General features: G+C 55.6%; 17 protein-coding genes. 10 read left to right on the forward strand and 7 right to left on the reverse strand.

All coding sequences use genetic code 11. The annotated features are described in order from the left end of the window. Window positions 1-231: 231 nt before the first annotated feature. Window positions 232-1,797: a YdiU family protein gene (locus tag MPQ_RS13080; protein WP_193373559.1), complete on the forward strand. Its 1,566-nt coding sequence runs from the start codon at window positions 232-234 to the stop codon at window positions 1,795-1,797. A gap of 119 nt (window positions 1,798-1,916) precedes the next feature. Here the strand turns inward: MPQ_RS13080 and MPQ_RS13085 are convergent, their stop codons facing one another. Then, window positions 1,917-2,672: a tetratricopeptide repeat protein gene (locus tag MPQ_RS13085; protein WP_013443445.1), complete on the reverse strand. Its 756-nt coding sequence runs from the start codon at window positions 2,670-2,672 to the stop codon at window positions 1,917-1,919. A 260-nt stretch (window positions 2,673-2,932) separates the two neighbouring features. Between MPQ_RS13085 and MPQ_RS13090 the strand changes: the two genes are divergently transcribed. Then, window positions 2,933-4,249, forward strand: a complete 1,317-nt coding sequence (locus MPQ_RS13090; RefSeq protein ID WP_013443446.1) for a hemolysin family protein — start codon at window positions 2,933-2,935, stop codon at window positions 4,247-4,249. A gap of 107 nt (window positions 4,250-4,356) precedes the next feature. Here the strand turns inward: MPQ_RS13090 and MPQ_RS13095 are convergent, their stop codons facing one another. Together MPQ_RS13095 and infA are read right to left on the reverse strand one after the other, a co-directional pair. Beyond that, a complete protein-coding gene (locus MPQ_RS13095; protein WP_013443447.1) occupies window positions 4,357-4,560 on the reverse strand; it encodes a cold-shock protein in 204 nt (67 codons plus the stop codon). Between the two features lie 169 nt (window positions 4,561-4,729). Next, on the reverse strand, window positions 4,730-4,987 hold the full coding sequence (infA, locus tag MPQ_RS13100; RefSeq protein WP_013443448.1) for a translation initiation factor IF-1: 258 nt from the start codon (window positions 4,985-4,987) through the stop codon (window positions 4,730-4,732). 332 nt (window positions 4,988-5,319) lie between these two features. Here infA and MPQ_RS13105 point away from each other — a divergent pair, with 332 nt between their 5' ends. The 3 genes from MPQ_RS13105 (at window position 5,320) to MPQ_RS13115 (ending at window position 7,411) form a co-directional block, all read left to right on the forward strand. Next, window positions 5,320-5,715, forward strand: coding sequence for a hypothetical protein (locus tag MPQ_RS13105; protein ID WP_013443449.1), 396 nt, complete (start codon window positions 5,320-5,322; stop codon window positions 5,713-5,715). Window positions 5,716-5,879: 164 nt separating this feature from the next. Then, window positions 5,880-6,140: a hypothetical protein gene (locus MPQ_RS13110; RefSeq protein ID WP_013443450.1), complete on the forward strand. Its 261-nt coding sequence runs from the start codon at window positions 5,880-5,882 to the stop codon at window positions 6,138-6,140. Window positions 6,141-6,679: 539 nt separating this feature from the next. Further along, the gene (locus tag MPQ_RS13115) at window positions 6,680-7,411 is read left to right on the forward strand and encodes a helix-turn-helix transcriptional regulator (RefSeq protein ID WP_369750518.1); all 732 of its coding nucleotides are present in this window, start codon (window positions 6,680-6,682) and stop codon (window positions 7,409-7,411) included. On the opposite strand, the gene MPQ_RS13120 is transcribed toward MPQ_RS13115, so the two are convergent. From MPQ_RS13120 to MPQ_RS13135, 4 genes are all read right to left on the reverse strand, one after another. Continuing rightward, the gene (locus MPQ_RS13120) at window positions 7,408-8,577 is read right to left on the reverse strand and encodes an efflux RND transporter periplasmic adaptor subunit (RefSeq protein WP_013443452.1); all 1,170 of its coding nucleotides are present in this window, start codon (window positions 8,575-8,577) and stop codon (window positions 7,408-7,410) included. The genes MPQ_RS13115 and MPQ_RS13120 overlap by 4 nt on opposite strands. Continuing rightward, window positions 8,567-11,770 carry an efflux RND transporter permease subunit gene (locus MPQ_RS13125; RefSeq protein WP_013443453.1) on the reverse strand — a complete coding sequence of 1,068 codons (3,204 nt, stop codon included), beginning with the start codon at window positions 11,768-11,770 and terminating at the stop codon, window positions 8,567-8,569. The genes MPQ_RS13120 and MPQ_RS13125 overlap by 11 nt, the downstream gene beginning before the upstream one ends. A gap of 210 nt (window positions 11,771-11,980) precedes the next feature. Beyond that, the gene (locus MPQ_RS13130) at window positions 11,981-13,000 is read right to left on the reverse strand and encodes a serine protease (RefSeq protein WP_013443454.1); all 1,020 of its coding nucleotides are present in this window, start codon (window positions 12,998-13,000) and stop codon (window positions 11,981-11,983) included. Between the two features lie 194 nt (window positions 13,001-13,194). Continuing rightward, window positions 13,195-16,800 (reverse strand): DUF748 domain-containing protein, encoded by a 3,606-nt coding sequence (locus tag MPQ_RS13135; RefSeq protein WP_013443455.1) that lies wholly within the window; start codon window positions 16,798-16,800, stop codon window positions 13,195-13,197. A 167-nt stretch (window positions 16,801-16,967) separates the two neighbouring features. On the opposite strand from MPQ_RS13135, the gene MPQ_RS13140 reads away from it, so the two are divergent. From MPQ_RS13140 to MPQ_RS13160, 5 genes are all read left to right on the forward strand, one after another. After that, entirely contained in the window at window positions 16,968-17,465 is a 498-nt protein-coding gene (locus MPQ_RS13140; protein WP_013443456.1) for a sigma-70 family RNA polymerase sigma factor, read from the forward strand. Beyond that, window positions 17,462-18,445, forward strand: a complete 984-nt coding sequence (locus MPQ_RS13145) for a FecR family protein (protein WP_013443457.1) — start codon at window positions 17,462-17,464, stop codon at window positions 18,443-18,445. Before MPQ_RS13140 ends, MPQ_RS13145 begins: the two co-directional genes overlap by 4 nt. Before the next feature lie 95 nt (window positions 18,446-18,540). Then, complete coding sequence (locus tag MPQ_RS13150; protein WP_013443458.1) at window positions 18,541-20,919, forward strand: TonB-dependent receptor; 2,379 nt, start codon at window positions 18,541-18,543, stop codon at window positions 20,917-20,919. 402 nt (window positions 20,920-21,321) lie between these two features. Continuing rightward, a complete protein-coding gene (pqqA, locus tag MPQ_RS13765; RefSeq protein WP_013443459.1) occupies window positions 21,322-21,393 on the forward strand; it encodes a pyrroloquinoline quinone precursor peptide PqqA in 72 nt (23 codons plus the stop codon). A gap of 187 nt (window positions 21,394-21,580) precedes the next feature. Beyond that, window positions 21,581-22,324 (forward strand): dienelactone hydrolase family protein, encoded by a 744-nt coding sequence (locus MPQ_RS13160; protein ID WP_013443460.1) that lies wholly within the window; start codon window positions 21,581-21,583, stop codon window positions 22,322-22,324. Window positions 22,325-22,693: the final 369 nt, after the last annotated feature.

Raw genomic sequence — 22,693 nt, forward strand, 5'->3', positions numbered from 1 at the left:
TACACTACTGTATCGGCAGGCTTTGGGCATTCTTTAGGGCTATCATGAAAAAAACTTGCTCAAGCCCGGCAAAACTTGTTTTGGTACTGGTGGTCTTTTGATTGCAGGGCCTGATTCATCGCGAGCTTCTGCTAGACTTCGCAAGAAGCACTGCCCGTCATTGATACTTCACAGGCTGGCAACGCATTCAACAACGGCCACCGCCCAATAACCCCTATATCCAAGGTCATGATGCTGTCATTCGATAATCGCCTGCTAAACGAACTCCCCGGTGACCCCATACAGGGCGCCCAGCTGCGCCAGGTGCATGGCGCACTCTGGTCGCGGGTGGACGCCACGCCTGTAAGCGCGCCCCGGATGCTGGCGTGGTCACCCGAAATGGCGACCACGTTAGGACTCACTGCGGGGGATATGCAATCAGACGCCATGCTGCAGGCCCTGTCCGGCAATGGATTGTTGCCCGGCATGCAGCACTACGCGACCTGTTATGGCGGCCATCAGTTTGGCAACTGGGCCGGGCAGCTGGGCGATGGCCGCGCCATTTTTCTGGGTGAAACCGTGAATGCCGCTGGCGAGCGCTGGGAACTGCAACTGAAGGGCGCAGGCGCCACCCCATATTCCCGTCGCGCCGATGGCCGGGCAGTATTGCGCTCCTCCTTGCGCGAATTCTTATGCAGCGAAGCCATGTTTCACCTGGGCATCCCCACCACGCGGGCACTGAGCCTGGTGGCAACGGGCGATAGCGTGATACGTGACATGTTTTACGATGGTCACCCGGAACGCGAGCCCGGCGCTATCGTCTGTCGCGTCGCCCCATCGTTCATACGCTTTGGGCATTTTGAGCTGCCAGCATCGCGCGGGGATATTGATCTGCTGCGCCGCCTGACCGAATTCACCATGCAACGCGACTTTGCCGACATGGCTTTCCCCGCCGATATGCCGCTGCACGAGCGTGTGCCCATCTGGTTCGGCGAGATCTGCCGGCGCACGGCGCTGCTGATGGCGGAGTGGATGCGCGTAGGGTTTGTGCATGGCGTCATGAATACGGACAACATGTCCATCCTCGGGCTCACCATTGATTACGGCCCCTATGGCTGGATAGATAATTTTGATCCCGGCTGGACTCCGAACACCACGGATGCCTCCGGCCGCCGCTACTGCTTTGGTCGTCAACCCGATATTGCGCGCTGGAATCTGGAACGGCTGGCAGAAGCGCTGGCGCTGTTGTTGCCCGAGCCAGCGCCGCTTGTTGAAAGCCTGGGCATATTTGACAGCACCTATGGGCAGGCATGGAGCCAGGGCCTGGCCGCCAAATTTGGGCTGCGCGACTGGCAGGACGATGATGCCGCCTTGATGAGCGAAATTTTCGAATTGATGACAAGAGCGGAGGTCGACATGACTATGTTCTTCCGCCTGCTGGGCGATATGGATATGCAAGCCCCCAAAGCAGAAGCATTGCGCGCAGCGTTTTATCGTGAAGAGTTGTGGCAGGATTTCCACCCGCCCCTGTATTCCTGGCTGCAACGCTACAGCGAACGACTCAAACACGACAACCTGTCCCAGGAGGCGCGACGAACCGCCATGCACAAAGTGAACCCACGCTTTGTCCTGCGCAACTATCTGGCGCAGCAGGCGATTGACCAGGCTACTGAAGGCGACACCACCATGCTGCAGCAACTCTTCAGCGCCATGCGGCAGCCATATGATGATCTTCCGCAGTATGCGGCGCTTTATGCCTTGCGGCCGGATTGGGCAAGGCATAAAGCCGGTTGTTCCATGCTGTCTTGCAGCTCATAAAGCGCCTGCCTGCACACATCCACATTTTCTGTGGATAAGTATGTGGGCTCCTTGCGGAAGGCGACGCCAAGTACATGATGCAATAGCGATGACTCGCTATTGGTCACAATTGTGTCATTTCAAGCCAGCTTGCAGCTGCGGTAATGCTGGGCCTGACAGGTTTGCGCCAGAGCTTTGGCTTCTGCCAGCTGTTCCGGTGTCATCTTGGCTTCGAGGTACATGAGTATTTTCTTGCGCTTGCCACTACGCCCATGGGCATCCTGCGGATTTTCGGCGGCAAGCCAGATCCACATATACCCATTCACCATACTGGCCGGTACGCCTTCCCCTTCGAGATACATATTGCCGAGATTGAACTGGGCATCGCTGTCACCCTGCTCGGCCGCCAGGCCAAACCATTTCAGGGCTTGTGGGATGTCCTGCGGGACGACATCTCCCCGCAAGTAAACAATGCCGAGGTTAAGCTGCGAGCGCACATGGCCTTGCTCGGCAGCCTTGCGATACCACTTGATCGCCTCGTCGTAATCCATGGCAACCCCGCCATCGCGACTGAAGTAAATCACGCCCAGTGCATATTGCGCCTCAACAAAGCCTTGCTCGGCTGACATACGGTACCACTTCACCGCTTCCTGAGGATTTTCCTGAACACCGTCGCCACGGGCATACATCAGGCCAAGGTTGTACTGGGCCTTGGCATCACCCGCCGCCGCCAGTTCGCGATACATAGCCGCGGCCTGCGCAAACTTGCCGGCGTCTACCGCCGTCTTGGCTTCGTCCAGACTGGCCGCAATACTGGTAACAGGCAATAGCAAAGCCACACATACGAGATACCCCAATAAACGTTTCACCATCGCCTCCTGCAGCGTATAAGTCATTTTTTTAGCCATCGCCAACCCGCCGGGTCTGGTGGCAGCCCTGTATACAGCTCTGTATGGGCAAGCCATCTTGCCCAATAGTTCCGCCAGCGGGATCCACAACGATGTTCAGCGAACAGGTCTGTGTCATGCAGGCCGCGCCAGTGCTTAACTAGGCGCAGTCACCGCTTTTAATGGATAATCTGGGCTGTGCCTGTTTGCACAATTTTCTGCACTACTGCTATTGATCCAGGAACCTCGTTCCCGAAAGCCAACGCGACATGCTGACCGATGTATTACTGATTATTTTTGCCGGATTGCTGGTGTTGTTAAACGGATTTTTTGTGGCCGCAGAGTTCGGCCTGGTCAAACTCCGTGCAACCCGCGTGCGCGCCATGGCCAAGACCTATGGCTGGCGCGGCCGCATACTCACTCGCGTGCATGGGCAGCTGGATGCCTATCTCTCGGCGTGTCAGCTGGGCATTACCCTGGCCTCGCTGGGCCTGGGCTGGGTAGGCGAACCAGCGTTTGCCGAGCTGCTTACGCCATTACTGCAGGCAGCAGGCATTGAGAGCCCGCGCATTGTCCATCTGGTGGCATTCTCGCTTGCGTTCTTCATTATTTCCTTCCTGCATATCGTGGTGGGCGAGCTGGTGCCCAAATCACTGGCGATTCGCTCCGCTGAAAAGATTGGTCTGTGGACGGCACCTGCGCTGTATGGGTTTTACTGGGTCATGTACCCGGCAATCTGGATACTCAATCACAGTGCCAATCTGGTATTGGGTGTGCTGGGGCTGCAAAGCGCAACCTCCCACGACTCGCATTATTCGGCGGATGAGCTCAAGGTCATCCTGCGCAGCTCGCGTGCCGACGATAAATTCAGCCGCAGCGAGTGGCGCGTGCTGGCACAGGCCATCGACTTCCGTGAGCTGGATGTGGCGGATGTGATGCGCCCCTTCCACGAAGCCGTGGTCTTGCATGAAGGCGACAGCCTGGAAGCCAATCTGCAAAAAATCGTGCAGCAGCGCTACAGCCGCTATCCCTATATGGAAACCTCCGGTGAGGTCATCGGCATCATCCACCTGAAAGACCTGTTTGTGGCCCAGCACAAAGGCCGCCTGGAAGATATCGAAGACCTGGTAAGGCCGATTGCCATGGTGTCGCCCGAGCTGCCTGCGACGGAGCTTTTCAGGCGCTTTCAGCAGGGTGCGCCGCACTTTACCGTGGTGGGTTATGAGGGCAGCCCGCCGGTCGGCTTTGTCACGCTGGACAACCTGCTCAGTGCGCTGGTGGGCGAGATACGCGATGAATTCAGGCAATCGCTCAGCGAATGGACCAAACTGGATGATGGCTCGCTACTGGGCAAGGCCAGCCTGCCCATCCCCACGCTGGAGCGCACGCTGGGCATCGATATAGATTCCAACGCGGCCGATAGCGTCGGCGGACTTATCCTGTGGAAACTGGGGGATTTGCCCGAGGAAGGACAAAAGATCGAGTTCGACCAGTTCAGCATCGTCGTCAAGAAGATGGTGGGGCCGCGCATATTGCTGGTGCGGGTGTACCCCAAATTTGATGATGAGCTGGGGTTGGGTGGCTAACGTGAATATGGCTGGGGAATCAGCCGCCAAGACGTTGGCGTAGCGAACAACAGGCAATAAAAAACGGAGCACTAGGCTCCGTTTTTCACATCAAACCTAATACAGGATTAGGCTTTTTGAATGTTCGATGCTTGCTTGCCTTTAGGGCCATCGATGACTTCGAAAGAAACGCGATCGTTGTCTTTCAGGCTCTTATAGCCGGTGTCGGCAATTGCCGAGTAGTGCGCGAACAGATCGCTGCCACCGTCATCGGGAGTAATAAAGCCGAAGCCTTTAGAATCATTGAACCACTTCACAATACCTGTTGCCATTTTGATACTTTCTAACTAAAAGGGAGGCTCCCCGAAAGTTTGAATAAAAACCATATAAAACAAATTATTAATTCTTAATTACAAACGCCTGAAAAAGGTTTTACGCAGTAATCAGCACCCTGTCAATCAATATTTAAATTTATTTGCCTGAGCGCGAATCAAAAACGGCTTAATAAGTACGACGGCGCGGCACGAATGCACCACGGTTTTCAATGTGACGGAAGGTGATACGGCCCTTGCTGACGTCATAAGGCGACAGTTCCAGCGTCACCTTGTCGCCCGCCAGAATGCGGATATTGTTCTTGCGCATCTTGCCGGCGGTGTAGGCCACCAGTTTGTGACCATTTTCCAGAGTGACCAGAAAACGGGAATCCGGCAGGATTTCGGCGACTACGCCGCTCATTTCAATTAGTTCTTCTTTTGCCATCGCTGACCCATCCTTTTAGTAAATTAAAGTTCGTGTTGTGAAAATGTTGTCGACCGATACAACATCCGGGACAAACACGCGAGGCAAGAAAGCGAAGACATGTGCACCAGAAATGGCAACGCACAAGGAAGACTATTTTTTACCAAGTGCAGCACTATGCGCCAACTTGACTACTTAAGCAATGAAAAAAGCCATGACAGCTTAAATAATCAGCAGCTTAGCCGCATAACCCTTATGTTTTCATGGGGTTTGCGGCGGGCTTGCGCTAGAATGGCGACTGGATTATTGGCCGGACTGATTCCGGCTTTCACTTGACTATCTGACACGCCGCCATGAGAAAAGAAACCTTTATATTCCTGTCCAGTTCCGCTGTGGTCCTGATCATCATCGGCATCATGCTGGAGCTGGGTGTAGCCCAACAACGCGCATCCATCATCACCACCCGCTATGCCCATTGCGAAGAAGCACCTTCGCTGCCTGGCACGCCGTCGAGTGAGGGTTGCCAGCTGGAGGTAAAGGACTATACGAAAAATGGCGACCTGCTGGTTTTTCTGGACAAGGACAACAAGCAGGGCATGCTGCCCAGCAGTGCAGTTAAATCCATCGTGGCGCAAGCTGCACCACCATTCAGCATTTTCCGCAACATCTACCTGTTGATCGGCGTGCTGCTTCTGCCGCTGAGCATTGTCTTATATCTGGTGAGCAAACGCGGAAAATCCCGCGCCTGATGCCCTGCCATGGCAGTATGGGCGCCATTTCATGGCCCATTTAAAGTGGCACGCACTCATCGTCGAAAATCATCTTTAACCTGACTGTCATCAATCTGGCACAAAGTCTGCTTATGCTTAAGCGTCATCCACGTTTAAGCAATGTCAGTTAGGAAGGAGTGATCATGATTATTACCCACACCTATAACGGCTACGAACTTAGCGCTACGTTTTACCAGAAAGCCGAACGTTACTATCCCTCTGTCAGCATCATGGCGCTGCATGACAGCCAGCGAAGCTCTGTCATGGCACCTCCATGCCCGGGCAACGGCTTTGGCAACAAGGACGACGCCTTGATGCTGGGCATTGGGTTTGCGCGAGATGCGGTCGATGGCAAAGTGAAGAACTTTTGCATGGAAAGCCTGCAGTTCAAGAAATCTGCCTGAGCGTCCTGCTCTCACCCTTGCCTGCGACATTATCCGTCGCCGGCTAGCGACTACGCGGAAAAAACCCAACAAGCGGGCTGCCAAAAGGCAGCCTTTGTTTTTTCACTTTAACGATCACGCCTAAGTTAGCATTTTGTAACATTTTTACACACGCTCGAAAAAACTCTTACAAAGCGTTACACCGCTGTCATCGTTAAGCAATAACCCCCCGCTAATATGCATACATGGTTTCAGTTGGTTAAGCATCCAGCAGAAACCGGCTGATCTGGCCATGTCATCCAAACTGACTACAGATCACCTGATTGCTTATCTCTCTCTTCAAGTTGTTTGTTCCACGCCTCCGCCCGGGTTCCCGGGCATTTTTTTGCCTGTCGTCCGCGTAACGAGCCAGGTTAACAATGAAGTTCACATCTTCAAATGGCTCTGTTTATAATTAAAGCCGTTCATCACCCTGGATTCCCATCATCAGCTCGCTCCCCGACCATATCTGGAAAACACTGGCCCTCAGCGCTGACCCGGACAGCTCTGACCGCCCGGTGGTGGCGCTGAGCGTGGATCACGCCAAAGGCCAAAGTGTGCAAACGCACACGCACGAGCGTGGGCAACTGATGTTTGTGGTGTCGGGCAGCATGCGGATTACAACGCGAGAAGGCACCTGGGTAACCCCACCGGGGCGGGCATTCTGGATACCAGCGGGGATACACCACAGTGTTGTCTATCCCCAACCAGCCCGGCTGCATACGGCTTATATCCGCCACGATCTGCTGCATGGCCTGCCCGCACGCTGCCGGGTGCTCAAGCTTTCGCCTTTATTGCGCGAGCTGGTGATACGGGCCGCGGCTTCAGGATGGGAATATACCGACGACAGCCCGCAGGCACGGCTGATGCAGGTGCTGATAGATCAGATTGCAGAAGAAAAAGAAGCGCCACTGTTTCTGCCGGAGGCGCGTGACCATCGCGTACGTCGCGTCACGCAAGCCTTGCAGGAAAACCCCGGCGATACACGGCCGCTGGAGCAATGGTGTCATCTGGCCGGGGCCAGCTCGCGCACGCTGTCGCGCCTGTTCCTGCAAGACACCGGCATGACCTTCACCGCCTGGCGCCAGCAGCTATGCCTGATTAGTGCTGTTGAGCTGCTGCTGGAAGGGCAGAGTGTCACGCAGATTGCCTTGCGGCTTGGTTACGCCAGCACCGGCAGCTTTACCAGCATGTTCAGCCGTGTGATGGGCGCGCCACCCACGGCCTATCTCAATCGCTGGGAACAGGCTTAGCCCGCCTTCTTTTCGGAGGCGGCAGCATCCTGCTTGATCAGCACCTTGGTACCGTCGGCAATGCCATCTGGCGGGTTGTCGATGATCTGATCAGTCGCCGATATGCCATCGCTGAGCTCCAGCGCACTGCCCAAATCCCGGGCGACGGTAATCGCTTTGCGCTTGACGGTGCCATCAGCATCCACCACGGCAACCTGCATGCCTTTCGCATCAAAAATCAGGGCACTGGCAGGGATGCTGAGCCGCGATGCCTGACCTTGCAGATTAAAGCTGACGCGTGCGTAACTTCCTGGCAGCAGCTTGCCATCGGCATTGTTCAGGCTGAGCTGCATCAGGCTGGTACCTGAACCAGCATCTACCGATTGAGAAGCAGACACCACTTTTGCCTGAAATACCTGGCCTGGTTGCTCCGGCACCGTCACATCCGCACTATCCCCCGGCTTGATGCTGCCCAGATAAGCCTGCGGCACACTCACATACAGGCGCAGGCGACGATTGTCAGACACCACAAACAACGCAGGCCCGGTGCCACTTCCGACATTGATCAGTGCGCCGGTATCGGTATTCCGCGAGGTCACCACACCATCGAACGGGGCCACAATCCGCGCAAATGCCTTGGTCGCCACCAGGCGATCGAGATTGGCCTGCGCCGACTGCAACAGCGCCTGCTTGGCAGCATAGTCGCCCACTTTCTCATCCACTTCCTGATGCGATACCGAGTTGGTATCCAGCAAGGATTGCAAACGCTTGGCCGTGATCGCAGCCAGATCGGCATTGGCCTTCGCTGTTGCCACTTCCGCCCGTGCCTGTAACAGTTGCTGATCCAGATCAGGCGTTTCAATTTCGGCAATCAATTGCCCGGTTTTCACGGGCGTCCCGATATCAGCCTTCCAGGATTTGAGATAGCCACTGACACGCGCATACAACGGCGCAGCAGCATAGGCCTCAAATCGTCCGGGCAATTCCAGGGGTTTGCCGCCTGTGATTTCGGTCGCGTTGATCACGCTGACTGAAATCGCTGCCTGCTGCTCGGTCCAGCTCTTGAGCGTGCGTGCGTTCTGCGCACGGGCGGTAATACCAACGATCAATACGCCCAGCAAGACAACGCCGACAATGACGGCGCCTATGCGTAATGAGGGTGGCGTCTTATGAGTTTCAGATGACATGCGGCTCTCCATTTACATGTGGCTGGGACGCAGCAGGTTTAAACCGTGCGTGCACCATGCTAAATACGACAGGTACAAAAATCAGGGTAGTGGTGGTGGCAAACAGCAAGCCACCAATCACGGCACGGCCCAGCGGCGCATTCTGCTCACCGCCTTCACCCAGGCCCAACGCCATGGGCGCCATGCCTATCATCATCGCCAATGCGGTCATCAGCACCGGACGGAATCGTACAAAACCGGCCTCAAGCGCGGCAGCCGTGGCATCGCCCAGCACCTCCAGACGCTCGCGGGCAAAGCTGATCACCAGCACACTATTGGCCGTGGCAACCCCCATGCACATGATCGCCCCGGTCAGCGCCGGAACGGACAACGGTGTAAAGGTCGCAAACAGCATCCAGATAATGCCGGCAATTGCCGCTGGCAAGGCGCTGACGATCACGAATGGATCGCTCCACGACTGGAAGTTGACCACGATGAGCAGATAAATCAGCACGATGGCGCCGAGCAGACCGAACAACAGCCCGTTGAATGAGCGCTCCATGGTCTGCACCTGGCCCATCAGCGCCACGGTGCTGCCTTTCGGTACATCCTGCGCGGTCTCGTCCAGTATCTTGCGGATATCGGCGGCCACGGCACCCAGGTCTCTATCCTGTGTGCTGGCATGCACCTGGATCATGGGCTGGATATCGTACTGGCTGACGATGGCATTGGCCCGATCGCGGGTAAAGGTGGCTACACCACCCAATATCGGCGTGACTTCACTCGCGCTGCCACTCATGGGCAGATTTTCCAGCTTTGAAAGCGAATTCATCTGGTACTGCGGCGTCTGCATCACAATCGGGTACGACACGCCATTGGCAGGATTAAGCCAGTAGGTAGGCGCCACCTGACTGCTGCCGGCCAGATTGACGATGACGTTATTGGTGACATCGCGCGCGGTCAATCCAAGCTCCTGTGCCCGCGTGCGGTCGACATCGATCTTGAATACCGGACTGCTGCGCGACTGCTGAATGCGCGCATCGGCAATGCCGGGCACCTGGCGTATGCGCTCCAGCAGCTTGTTGGCATAGTCAAAATTGGCCTCGCGGTTGGCCCCGCGAATCTGTATATCCACCGGCGCCGGCGATCCAAAATTCAGGATCTGGCTGACGATATCGGCAGGCGGGAAGGAAAAGGTGGTGCCCGGGAACTGCCGTGGCAAGCGCTCACGCAGGGCTTTCACATAGTCCGCCGTTGGCTGGTGGCCTTCTGCCAGCGCAATCTGGATATCGCCATCCTGCGCGCCAATGATGCCGGTATTGTTGTAGGTCAGGTTGATCGAGCTGATCGGCTGGCCGATGTTATCCACCATGGTCACAATCTCATGTGCCGGAATCACCTCGCGGATAGCCGCCTGAATATCGGCAAACTGCGCAGCGGTTTCTTCCAGGCGTGTGCCTACCGGCACGCGCACGTGCATCAGTATCTGGCCGCCATCCACCGCCGGGAAGAAATTGCGGCCGAGGAAAGGCACCAGCGCAAATGACAGCATGACAAAGGCCATAAAGCCAATGACGAACTTCTTGCGGTTGCGCATGGCAACATGCAACCAGCCGTGATACCCCTCGCGCACGCGCTCAAAGCGCGCCTCAAACCCACGCTGAAACCTGACCAGCGGATTGCGTGATGGTGGCAGGGTGGCATGCGTACCGTGCAAATCCGTATGCGGAGCATGTGGCTTGAGCAAGTACTTGGCCATGGTAGGCACCAGCGTGCGCGACAGGATGAACGAGCTGACCATGGCAAAAATCACCGCCTCGGCCATAGGCACAAACAGGAAGCGCGACACGCCTTCGAGCAGGAACATCGGCACAAACACGATACAGATACAAAGCAGCGACACGAATGCGGGCGTCACGATCTGCGCCGCACCATCGAGAATGGCCGGCTCCACCTGCTTGCCTTGTTCCAGGTGCCAGTTGATGTTTTCGATGGTCACCGTCGCATCGTCCACCAGAATACCTACCGCCAGCGCCAGGCCGCCCAGCGTCATGATATTCAGCGTTTCGCCAAAGGCATTCAGCGCAAAAATGGCGCCAAGAATGGACAGCGGAATAGACACCGCAATAATCACGGTAGAGCGCCAGCTGCCCAGGAAAAGCAGGATCATCAGGCTGGTCAGCACCGCCGCAATCGCGCCTTCAAACGCCACGCCCTTGACCGCCGCGCGTACGAAGATGGACTGGTCATTGATAGGCACCGCTTCCAGATTATCTGGCAAGGTTGGCTTGATTTCCTGCAAGCGTGCCTTGACCCCGGAGACAATATCCAGCGTGGAAGTCGCGCCGTTTTTCAGCACCGACATCAGCACGGATTTGGCGCCATCCACGTGCACGATATTGCTCTGCGGCGGGTTGCCATCGCGCACGGTGGCGACATCGCGAATGTACACGGTCGCGCCATTGACCACCTTGATCGGGAAGTTGCCAATATCGTCCATGGCACCCGCAGCATTATTCAGCTGCAAGGTGTATTCCTGCACACCGATTTTCTGCGTACCGACTGGCAAGATCAGGTTCTGGGCAGCCAGCGCATTGGCAACATCCTGCGCTGCCAGGCCACGCGCCTGCAAGGCGGTCGGATTCAAGTCGATTTGCACCTGCCGCGTCTTGCCGCCGAATGGATACGGCACCGCAGCCCCCGGCACGGTTACCAGCCGCGTACGTATGGTATTCAGGCCAAGATCGCCCAGCTGCTGCTCGGACAAGCCCTTGCCGGAAAGCGCAATCTGCAGGATAGGCACCGTGGAGGCGCTGTAGTTGAGGATCAGCGGCGGAGTTACACCCGTGGGCATCTGGCGCAATATCACCTGCGATACGGCCGTCACCTGCGCGTTGGCCGTGGCGATGTTCACCCCGGGCTGGAAGAAAATCTTGACGATGCCAAAGCCGTTATAGGAATTGGCTTCGATGTGCTCAATGTCATTCACCGTCGTGGTAAGCACGCGCTGATACACCGTGGCGATACGCCCTGCCATTTGATCTGGCGGCATGCCGGTGTATTGCCAGGCCACCGCAATCACCGGAATGCGAATCTCCGGGAAGATATCCGTCGGCATGCGCAGCGCAGACAGAATGCCCATTATCAGCAGCAGGATAGCCATCACGACAAACGTATACGGGCGCTTAAGCGCAATCTGAACAATGCTGAACATACGAACTTTCAAAACGCCCGGAGGCGTCTACACAAGTGATCAATAGGAAATACCACGAGAATAATGCCAAGATTCCATGACAGGATGAGCATTACCGCAGCTGAACATTATGCGGATTCAGCCCGTCTCGTGCTTGGGCAATCCTGCCATATTATTCAACTTTTACGCTAACTATTATCGTTACGCGCTGAATTTTGGATGGGGAGTGTTTTATTGCGCGAGGCCGGCCTCTTGCGGAACCAGCTCCTGCGCCATGTCAGGCGACAAGGCCTGCAATTGGCTAAGCAGAGTCAGCATGCGATTGGACTCGCCCTGCTGGCGCGCTATCCGTGCATCCGCCAGCAGGCTGGCGCTATGTCGGGGATTGGCCTGCAGCACCTGCCGGTACAAAGCATCGGCCGCCTTCAAATCGCCCAGGTGCTCTTCAGCCAGCGCCTTGTAGTAGATGGCTTCTACCGTCTGCGGCTCCTGCACCGCCCATTCACTGGCGATTCTCAGCAAATCATCCCATTCCTCGTTTTGCATGGGGATCACTACCCGCATGAGGTAAGGGCGCTGATTTTCAGGCGCATCCCATAAGGGTCTGCCGTTCTGGCTGACATGCTCCGTCTCGGGCGCCTGCAACAATGCCTTGATCCATTTCACCGGCATGCTGTAGTAATAGCTATTACGCCCAGGGCTTTTGAAGGTATTGAGCCCGATCAGCTTGCCTTCACTGTCAAACAGCGCGCTGCCGCTGGCGCCCAGCACAAAGGAAGACGACGTGCGGATAATGGCTGCATCATCCAGCGGATAGAGGGCCTTGATGGTACCGAAGGTGGTTTGCGGTTTGGGTGGCCCGCCGGGGAAGCCGATGGCAAAGACATCCTGCTCGTATTGCAACTGCTCGTCATCGCCGAGCACTACCGGTTTTAATGGCAAATACTCCACGCGCAACACGCAGATGTCGTGACGCCAGTCCTCGCGGACTGACACGGGCGCATAGGTTTCACCCCGGGCCGCCACGTTGATGCCATTCGCATCTGCCAGCACGTGGCAGTTGGTCGCCACCAGATTCTCGGCAACAACCACGCCGGAACCTATGCCATGACCGCCACTTTTGGTCACGGTATGTATTTTGACGATGGATCCTTTAAGCGCAAAAATCAGCTCGGCGGGAGGCTCGGCATCCGCCCAGGATGGCAGGCTGACGAGCGTTAATAGCACGCACAGGGATTGGTAAATTCGCATGGTCGCTCTCCAGCCATACTGCGCATTTCAGGGCATGCACGCCGCTCAACTGGGAGAGCGTGGTTGCAGTCTAAGGGATTATATTTATGTTATGAGGCCGCCCCATCCTGCAATCAACGCATGAGATGAGGCGGCCTTGAAGCCGCTGGCCGCAGAACCGGGGAGACCGCAGCTAGCGACTACATTGTTATGGACTACCTGCTGACTCCCAGGTTCAATTTAAGCGGCACCTGCCCGCTATCCCCGCTCACTGCATCGATAGCACTTTGTGCAAGCCGCGACGGCGCCAGGCCGGCTGATTGCTGCAAATATTGTTGCACACTGGCGGCACGTGCATTCGCCAGGTCTTGCAAGGCACTGTCCGGAATATTCACGCCATCTTTCAGTTGCTGCAGCATGCTGTCATAAGCCGCGGGGTCTTCCGGTTTGGCGATTTCCAGATAATCCTTGAGCTTGCCCAGCACGCCGCGCTTTTTGGCATCCGGACCGCGCTCTTGTGCCAGCTGGAATACCGCCGACTGCACTTTGGGATTATGCAGATCGACTGGACCTGGCTGCTCATTCGGCGCCAGTTTCAGCCCCATGCGCTGCGCCACGTCCCGGCGAATCGCCTGCTCCTGCAGTGCCTTGCGGTCGGCTGCCGCGTCATAGGCGGGAGTCACGGTCAGCGTCAATGCCGGGCGTTTTGCCATGGCATTTGCCACTGCCTGCAATTTTTCCTGCTCGGGGGGCGCCAGCACCGCACTGGCAGGATCAAACACCACCGCCTCCAGCTTGTCAGACTTGATGCCCAGCAAATTGCCGAGCGCACGGAAGGGAGCCGTGGCAATTTTGCCCAGCACATTCACAAACGCTTTCCAGACGACCTTGCCGTAGCTGAACTGCGGATCATCTAGGCTGCCCGATACCGGCAAATTAAGATCGATGATGCCATCACTGTCTTCCAGCAGGGCAATCGCCAGATCCAGTGGCAGATTGACTGCGTCCGGGCTATCCACATGCTCCCCGAGTCGGAGCTTGTTGATGACAAACTTGTTTTCGCCGGTCATCTGCCGCTGTTTGATCTTGTATTCCAGATCCACCGACAGCTTTCCCGACTCAATGCGGCGCCCGGCAAATTTGCCGGAATACGGCGTCAGGCGGTTCATTTCCAGATTGCGGAATGTCAGCTTGAGATCGGTAAAGTCGGTCGCCTTGAATGGCTGCAAGGAGCCACGAATGCGGGCCGAGCCATACTCATCCACCTTGCCGTCCAGCTCCACCTGCGCGGTGGTATTGGCGTCTGTCGACAGGCCATTGATCACGCCTGACAGGCTGTTGATATAGGTACCAAACTGTGGCTTGAGCGAGTAATCCGCAAACTCCAGACGTGCGCGATCTATGCGTACCCGCGAAATGCTGACCGGGAAGGTGGATGAATCCTTTGCACCGGCTGACGCCGTTTTGCTTGTGGCCTTGGCTGGCGCTTTACTTATGGTGGCTGGGGGCGTATTCGCTTTTGCCGTCGCAGGCGGATTCACAGGCTGAGTGCGCATCATGCGCTGCACATTCAGCGTTTTGTCTTCATGAATAATGAATTTGCCCTGCGGCTCCACAATCCGCAGTTCGTCCATATGCAAGCGGTCTGGCCCCAGGCTGAGCTTGAGGCTATCGCTACCCAGGGTTTTCCAGGCGAGGAAGGTCGCGCCGCCGTTTTCTTCGGCAATCGCCAGCCTGTCCACGGCAAAGCCGCCTTTGAATTGCGCACTGAATGCCTGGTCGGTCTTGAGGCCGAGCTGGCCATTCAGCCTGACGGCACCGTCATTCAGCCGCAAGAGGGCGAACTGATTGATATAGGGCGCCAGCGGCTTCAGCGACAGGGCATCCAGACCCAGTTTGAGGTCGGCCTTGAACGGCGTCAGCGTGAGCTTGCCATCCGCATTGAACTGCCCGCCCTGCTTGATCTTGAAGCCAGCCTTGACAGGGATGCTGCGGCCAAGATCCAGCGACACATCCTGCAGCTCTATCCCTGCACGCTCAATATCCAGCACCACCGGCTTGCCGGGCGTGTTGTCTTCCACGTGCACGCTGGCATCCTGCAATGCCAGCCTGGGCAGGCTCAATTTCCAGGCAACGTTTGCTTTTTCTTTGGAACTCGCATGGCTGGATTTATGTTTGACCGGCGCTGATGTGACAGCCGGTGCACTGGCAGCCGGAATGCGTGTTTCCAGCATGGCCTGCCAGTTCAGCGGCTGACTGGTGGAGCGCAAGACCTGGGCCTGCAAACCACTGAGTACTACCGCACCAAGCGTGACCGATTTCGCATCCACGTCGACGGCACCATCGTGCACCTGCAGGCTGGACAATGTAGCTGCTGGCTGAGCATAGAGCGCCGATTTGAGTTGCACCTGCCCTACCCGGCTTTGAATATCCCGTACCTGAAGCTTGCCATCTTTATTCCCCAGCCCCAGCTCCAGATTAAACGCATTGAGCGCCACATCCATGGGGTGCACAAAACTGGCATCGTGGTACTCGGCCCGCCAATCCGCCAGATGCAGATGGGCGATATCGAATGTAAATGGCTGCTTGGCGGCAGCGGCATCGGGAGCCGGGCTGGACCTTGGCACGGGTTCACCAGAAGCGGGGGGTATCAGCGATTGCCAGTCCAGGCTGCCATTAATGCTGCGGGCGGCCTTGATATGCCCTGCATGCAGAACAGCATCCGCCACCTGCAAATGCTGGCGTGCAAGGTCGTAATCGATACCTTGTACATCAATGGCATCGAGTTGAAACAGGGGTGTTTTTGCCTGCTGCAGCACCAGTTTTTGCAGGCCCAGACGCATGTTCTTGAATGTCAGCTCCGTGCCTTTGCGCATAGAAAAATCCAGGCGCGGGATGGCCACAGATACCTGTTTCAGATGCAACTGCGCAGGTCCATGCTGACCTTGCACTTCAGCTGCTACATTTTCAAGCGTGAGGCTGAGGTCCTGCACGATGGCTTCTGGCGTTGGATCCTGCTGATCGGCGCCTTTTACCATGGCAAAGCTGTAGGTCAGCCGGCTTTGCAATTCGCCCTGCGTGAGGCGCACGGGCAGTGCCTGATGTTTGACGATCTGCATCAAGGGCGCGAGCTTGATGCCTTGCAACTCCAGCACGCCCTGCGACACCAATGGATTAAGCCCGATATCGCCCTTCCATTTCAGGCTGCCACCGTCGGCAGGCAATTTCGCCACGATCAGGTAGTCGCCTCTATCTTCAGGCAGGGTAGACAAACCATCCAGTTCCAGCCCCAATGGTTGCAGGGCCAGTTCAAATGGCTGCGGACGGTTGCGTTCCACATAGGCCACATCCCCGCCTTCGATCAGAATATGATCAATCAGCAAGCGCGGCATGCTGGTGGATGGCGTGTCATCCTTGTCTTCATTCAGCCTGGCAATGAGATCCGCCCAATTCAGCCGTCCATCGGCGCCAACCTCAACGGCCACATGGGGAGCGGTCAGGCGAATATCCTTGATACGCCATGCAAAGCGAAACAGCCCGCTGGTTTCAAGATTGATATAGAGACGGTCAAAGCTTGCCAGTGGCGCGCCATTTTTCTGGTTCAGTTTGAGTTGATCGATCGTGAGGATCAATCGCAAAGGATCAAACTTTACGTGCTCAACACTGGCCTGACTGGCCAGCTTGTTCTCGGCAAACCAGGGCAAGATGCGGCGTGCCAGAGGATCTACAGCCAGATAAGCAAACAGCAGGTAGGCGATAATGACGCCAGCAAAAATCTTGAATGGGGTAGTGAGCAGTAGCGTCCTGATTCTGCTTAACATGGCAGTCTCCTTCTTTTTCGGCAGTATAAAACATGCACCGGTCTGGGGCGACCTTGCTTTTGCAGAGGGAAGCGCGCGGCTTGAGGATTCCTGCTCATCGCCGAAAGCGTTGACGCCTGATGCTGGCAACCATAAAATGAGAACCATTCTCATTAAACGCCCACCGCATGTCTGCCCACCATCACGCCACCCTGCACGCACTTTATCGCGACCATCATGGCTGGCTTTCCCATTGGTTGCGAAACAAGCTGGGCTGCACCCAGCAAGCGGCAGACCTCGCCCAGAACACCTTCATGCGTGTACTGCAGTCGCGACAACTCATGCAATTACAGGAGCCACGGGCTTTTCTTACCGTATTGGCCAAGCGCGAACTTTATACCTTCTGGCGACGGCGCGAACTGGAGCAAGCCTATCTGGACGCGCTTGCCCAGCAGCCTCAGGCCAACCAGCCATCTCCTGAAGACATGCTGCTGATTCGCGAAGCTATCGCTGCATTGGATCAGCTATTGAATGGCCTGCCGCCCAAGGTTCGGCAGGCTTTTTTGCTGAGTCGGCTGGATGGCCTTACGCACGTCCAGATTGCTGACACCATGGCCAAATCGGTCGCCACCATTGAGCGTTATATGAAGCAGGCGCTGCTGCACTGCTATCTGGCGGCTCGATGAACAACAGAAAAGCCTTGGCCAGTGAGGCGGTAGATCCCTTGGTGCTGACGGCCATCGACTGGATGGTGAGGCTGGACAATGGTCATGCCCCGGCAGACGTGAAAGCGGCGTTTGAGCGCTGGATAGCGGCGAGCGATCGCCACCAACAGGCCTGGCAGGAGATGACGCGCGCCTTGCAACCAGCCAGTCAATTGCAGTCAACCCAGCATCAGTCACCTGCGCAGCTTGCTGTTATTCGTGAGGTATTAAGCGCGCCAACATCGCCTCAGCGCCGACGCCTGCTTAATGGCATGGCCCTGGTGCTTGTCGGCCTGGGAACCGCTTATCTGCTCAAGCGCTCGCCAACAGGCATGGCGCTGACTGCCGATATCGCGACTAGCACGGCAGAACGAAAAACCGTCATTCTGGGGGATGGCAGCCAATTGACGCTGGATGCCGAGTCGGCCATCGACATTCACTTCAGCGCAGGCAAACGATGGCTCACACTGCATGCTGGCGCCTGCATCGTACAGGTCGCGGCAGATCCGGCTCGCCCCTTCACCGTCGCCACATCTCACGGCTCTGTCACGGCTCTGGGCACTCGCTTCATGGTACGCCGCCAGCCAGATCGCAGCCTCGCCGTGGTGTTGCAGCACAGCGTGCTGCTTGCCGCCGGACCGCACCAGCAAGTCCTGTCAGAAGGCGAGTCCGCCTGGTTCGACAGTAACGGAATTGCACCAGCACGCGAGGACATGCGCTCTTATGCGGCATGGGAAGATGGCGTGCTTGATGTACGCAACCAATCACTGGGCGAAGTCGTGGATGCGCTGCGCGCCTATCGCAAGGACTATCTGCGAGTATCGCCTGCGGCATCGAAACTGCGGGTATTCGGGGTATTTCAGTTGGATGACCCGGAGCGCAGCCTGCGTACGCTGGCGCAAGCCCTGCCTGTACGTATCACGCATTATGGGCCATGGCTGACGCTCATTGATAACCGTTGATTGCAACATTCTGATGTCTTTTTGAGGGGTTTTGCCCGGCTCGCTGGACATGGTGTTTGTAAATCCAAATCACCAATCGCTTCAGGGAGCTATACATGACACTATCTATTTTCAAGCCCAGGCTAATCCCGCTGGCCATCTCGCTAACCCTTGCAGGCATGCCTGCCTGGGCCGAGCCTCACAGTGCCAATCAAACGACGGGCCTGCACGCCACACATCAGTACGATCTGCCAGCGGACAAACTGGATGAAACGCTTATCCGTATTGCCCGGCAAAGTGGAAAGTCCATCGCCGCCGACCCGGCCTTGCTAAAAGGCAAGTCAGCCCCCGCCATTCATGGCGCGATGACTGCCGAGCAAGCGCTGGACAAGGCGCTCTCCGGCAGTGGATTGCAAGCCGTGACAACAGAGGCTGGTTTTAGCCTGAAACCGGTGGTTACAGACGCAGGTGCTGCCGTCGAAACCCTGCCAGAGGTATCGGTGCTAGCGGCGGCGGAACAAACCGCCACCACCGAAAACAGCCATTCCTACACGTCCAACATGGTGTCCATCGGCAAAGGCGAACAGCGCCTGCGCGACATTCCGCAATCGCTGAGCATCGTGACGCGCCAGCGCATGGACGATCAGAACATGACCACCGTGGCAGATGCCATGCAACAAACCACCGCCATGACGGTGGTGAATTACGGCAGTAATACCGCGGGCATTTCCGTACGGGGTTATGGGCTGGACGTGATTCAAATAGATGGCATTCCGGTGCAGGATAGCCAGGGCGCATGGGGAACCAGCTCACTCGACCTGACAACGTACGATCGTATTGAAGTGTTGAGAGGCCCGGCAGGGATGCTGCAAGGAACCGGCGAGCCCGGTGGCACGGTGAATCTGGTACGTAAACGCGCGATGGCAGACTACGCGATCAAAACCAGCGTGCAAGGCGGCTCCTGGGATAATTATCGCGGCGAATTTGACGTGACGGGTGCGCTAGATAGCGAGGGCAAAGTGCGAGGGCGCCTGGTGGCCATGTATCAGGACAAGAAATCCTTCATTGATCATGACTATGCACGCAAACCGCTTATCTACGGCACGCTGGAATTCGACCTGACGCCGAGAACCACGCTATCCATGGGTGCCACCATTACGAGCATGGATTCCCGTCCGACCTTTGGTCTTCCCACTTATGCGGATGGGCGTGTGGCCGATATCAGCCGTTCAACGTATATCGGCTCCGGTTGGGATAACAAGCACGAGAACAGCAACAGCTATTTCCTGGAAGCGGAGCATAAACTCGTCAGTGGCGGAGAGCTCAAGATACGCGCCAGCGCCCTGGAGCGCCGTTACGGTCTTGAAACCAGCGCCTTTGGCGACTCCTATATAGACGCCGCAGGTAACTTTGACCGTGTTTTGCTGGCCAGCAAAGGCAAAACCAGCGATTACGGTCTGGATGCATACCTCACCCAGCCATTCACGGCGCTGGGTAAAGAACATAACCTTCTCGTCGGCCTGAACTCGCGCGTGTTTAATGCCAACACCGCCTATGCCCAGGTGTATGGAGCGACACAAAATATCTTCACTCCAACGCGCAGTGTGGCAAAACCCGATTTTATCTACGAACCTGCCGATGTTTACCAAACCAGCCAAACGGGTATTTATGGTCAAACCCGCTTGCAAGTGCTCGACAACACCAAATTGATACTGGGCGGACGTCTGAGTAACTGGAAAAACGAAAGTAAAAGTTCGGCCGATGGCGATGCCAGCATCACGCATGAGTTCACCCCTTACGCCGGGCTTGTCTTTGATATCAACAAGCAATACTCCCTGTATGGCAGCTATAGCGATATCTTTCAGCCACAAACCGCCTTGAGTGCTGATAAAAAAATCCTGAAACCACGCACGGGAAAACAGTACGAAGTCGGCATCAAAGGCGAATTGCAGGATGGAAAGATTAACCTGCACGCTGCCCTGTTCCGCATTAACGATGAAAACCGCGCCATGACGGATCCTAACAATCCGAATTATTCCATTTCGGCGGGAGAAGTCCGCAGTCAAGGCTTTGAGTCCGAGATTAGCGGTCGCCTGCGCTCAAACTGGGATGTCATGGCAGGCTATGCCTATACCGAAACCAAATACCTGAAAGCGGATGAAGCCAACCAGGGCCTGGTCTTCGCCACCTCCACACCCAAACATAACTTCAAGCTCTGGAATAAATATCGGCTTTCAGAAGCATGGGCCCTTGGCGGTGGTTTGAATATCAGCAGCGGTGTTTATGCATCTGATGGCACCACGAAATGGGAGCAGGGAGGATATACACTGGCCTCAGCCCAGGTCAGCTACCGTATTGATCCGCACTGGGAGTTAAGCCTGACGGGGAATAACCTGTTCGACAAATCCTATTATTCACGCATGGAAGGCTGGTCACGGCAGAGCTATTTTGGCGACCCACGGAATGTGATGTTGACCTTGCGGGGCAATTTCTAGCGCCTAATGCTTGCAATTTAGGGTAATAAAAAGTCGACTGCAAAGCGTGGTAAGCAAGAATTTTTCACAATCTCAACTATGCAATTGACAATCATTCTCAACTGGAGCATGATGAATTCACCAAGACATCATCTCCCGTCAAGGTAAGTCAGAAACTGGCTGGTGACCCTTAAACGCCAGCCAGCTTTCTGATCCTCTTTACTCTCTGGCAAAACACTTCCCGGGTACATTTCCTGTTTAGCACCCGAAAATTCCATTTTTTATCTCATGAAAATCATGAGCCATGTTTCATGAGTTTGTCTCTGCCGCAGGTACCCTGGTCCAGCACATAATGGTTTCGTCAAACGCCCAAGCGTTTAACTCTCCTAAGTTTGAATTTCAACGGTTACAAGGGCTATCAATATGTGGATCAAACCAGAAGTAACAGAGATGCGTTTTGGCTTTGAAGTGACCATGTACGTTTGCAATCGCTAATCTGCCAAAGAGCAGGGACATAACTGGCACATTGTTGCCGGCGTGGAACAGGAGCCTAGGCTCCTGTTTTTTTATCTGAAAAAACGCCATTCTCTTGCATTTTAATTTTCCGAAAACCTGTCTCAGCAAGCTAAAATAAAGAACATTACATAAAAAACCGTTTTATTACTTTAGCTGGAGGATTCTCATGCTGATTCAAAGCCACATCGTTGACCTGCCTACACCCACCGGTGTGATGCGTACCTATGTACACCGTCCTAAAGGCGAGGGTCGCTTCCCGGCTATTCTGTTCTATTCAGAAATTTTCCAGCAGACCGGCCCGATTGAACGCGCGGCCAAAATCATGGCAGGCCATGGTTATGCCGTGTTGGTGCCCGAAGTGTTCCATGAGCTTAATCCGATTGGCACCGTGCTGGCCTACGACGATGCAGGTCGCGACAAAGGCAATGCAGACAAGTCAGCCAAGGATGTCCAAGGCTACGATACCGATAACGCAGCGATGATCAGCTACCTCAAGCAACAAGCGTGGTGCAGTGGTGACATTGGCGCCATGGGCTTCTGCATTGGCGGCCATCTGGCATTCCGTGCAGCCCTTCAGCCTGAGATCAAGGCAACCGCCTGCTTCTACGCCACTGATCTGCATACAGCGGTTATCCCCAACAAACCAGGCCAGCACAGCATGGAGCGCCTGGCCGATATCAAGGGTGAACTGCTGATGATCTGGGGCAAGCAGGACAACCATATTCCGACCGCTGGTCGCGCCGAGGTATATCAAAAACTGACCGAAGCCAACCTGTCCTTCACCTGGCATGAGTTCAATGGCCAGCATGCCTTCATGCGTGATGAGGGCGAGCGCTATGACCCACAACTCGCCAATACAGGCTACCAACTGGCACTGCAGCTGTTTGGCAATACGCTGAAAAAAGCCTGATGCCACCACTGGGCTGGCATAGCAAGCGGTAGAAATTGACAGTCCATAGATGAAAGGCCGGGAAATCCTGAGTGGTTTTCCGGCCTTTTATGCATGGTCACAAGCGCATGTGACATTTTTTGACCACTCCTGATTTTTTGTACTTCCCCTCATGGCGATAAGACATCGGCGCGCCACATACTGAGAAGTTCGAAAAAAAATATTTAAAAATCATTAATTTAATAAATACTTATGCAAAAAGAAGAGCAATTGCTGGTTTGCATAAGTATTCACCGGAAGTGGCTTGCGCTTCGCAAAAATATTCAATGTGAACAATCACAGGAAATTTTAAAAAAATTTGTATATGAAGTGCCGCAAAGCTTGCCAGAC

This window comes from Methylovorus sp. MP688 (assembly GCF_000183115.1).
Lineage (GTDB): Bacteria > Pseudomonadota > Gammaproteobacteria > Burkholderiales > Methylophilaceae > Methylovorus > Methylovorus glucosotrophus.